The organism is Arthrobacter cavernae (genome assembly GCF_017368795.1).
Taxonomy (GTDB): Bacteria; Actinomycetota; Actinomycetes; order Actinomycetales; family Micrococcaceae; genus Arthrobacter; species Arthrobacter cavernae.
The window spans coordinates 1-1,320 of the sequence record NZ_JAFNLL010000108.1; the positions used below are offsets into that span (position 1 = coordinate 1).

The following is a 1,320-nucleotide window of genomic DNA, read 5'->3' on the forward strand; positions in this document are numbered from 1 at the left end:
TGACCCGCTCACGGGCGTGGTCGACGGCCTGGTTTCGGAGGTCGGTCCTGCTGTCGGGGGACTGGTGCAGCCGGTGGTCGGCGGCGTGGTCAGCCCGGTACTGGGCGGGGTCGTGGCGCCGGTTGTCGACGGGGTTGTGACGCCGGTTGTCGACGGGGTTGTGACGCCGGTACTGGGCGGGGTCGTGGCGCCGGTTGTGGACGGGGTCCTCGGCCCGGTCCTGCGGCCGGTGACGGGCGTCCTTGGCTCGGTGCTGGCACCCGTGGCCGGGCCTGGTGCCGGTGGTGTCCCCGGTCTTCCGGGGCCATCGGGGCAGGGCAGCGGGACTGTGGTCCTCCCCGGAAACGGAACTCCCGGCGCCGGTGCCGGTCTGCCGCCAGGTGTCTCCGGCGGCCCCGTGGACACGGTTGCGGGCTCCACGGGGCCGGCCGGCATCCCTGCGTCCGGGGTCGGCTCGCCGCCGGGCCCGGGCATGGGGGGTGCATCCTTCCGGCCGTTCCCCGGCGCTTTGTCGCCGTCCGCTGACGGTGTCCCTGCGCTGCCGGTTCCCGCGGGGCCCGGTGGGGAGTCCCCGGGTGAAGAGTCCCCCGCCGGGCCTCCTGCTTTGCCCGCGGGCCCCGGGGCCGGTGCCGGTTCCGGGAGCGGCCCGTCCGGTCCTTCGGGCGCGTCCGCGGCCTGGCTGCAGGGTGCCGTGGTTTTGCCTCCGTTGTCGGGGGCCGTCCTGGCGGCCGAGGCCGCCGAACGGCTGCCCGCGCCGGTCTCCTTCGACCCCGGTTCCTCCCCCGACTAGTTTCCCGGCCCGCCGCGCCTTCGCGCGCGGCACGCGGTCAGTCGGGCGCCCCGTGATGTGGCGCCCCGGGAACTAGTCCCTCAGGAGAAACCAAATGCATAGCATCGTTCGCAGGGGGCTGCTCGGCAGCCTCTTGGCCGGCGGGCTCATGACCCTCGGCGCCGCCGCAGCCAACGCGGCGGATACAACAACTACCGGCCAGGGAGGCCTTCTCTCCGGCACCCAGGTGGTTGCACCTGTCAATGTCCCCCTCACCCTGGGCGCCACCTCGCTCAGCCTGCTGGGCGACGCAACGGCCATCAACCAGGCCCCTGCCCATGCCCCGGCGTACCCGCCGATGGCGTACCCTCCGGCGTACCCGCCGATGGCGTACCCTCCGGCCGACCCGCCGGTCGTCTACCCTCCGGCCGACCCGCCGGCCGACCCGCCGGTCGTCTACCCTCCGGCCGACCCCCCGGTGGACTACCCGCCGGCCGACCCGCCGGTGAACTACCCTCCGGCGGACCCGGCTTCCGTGGCCGGCACCTCCG

At 75.1% G+C, this 1,320-nt stretch carries 1 protein-coding gene and 1 pseudogene; both read left to right on the top strand.

Annotated features, from left to right (window positions below; genetic code table 11):
- Positions 1-790 (top strand): hypothetical protein (locus J1902_RS19010; protein ID WP_207617926.1); only part of this gene is annotated, 790 nt, incomplete at its 5' end.
- Positions 791-884: 94 nt separating this feature from the next.
- A pseudogene (locus J1902_RS19015) lies at positions 885-1,320 on the top strand (DUF320 domain-containing protein); the annotation flags it as partial.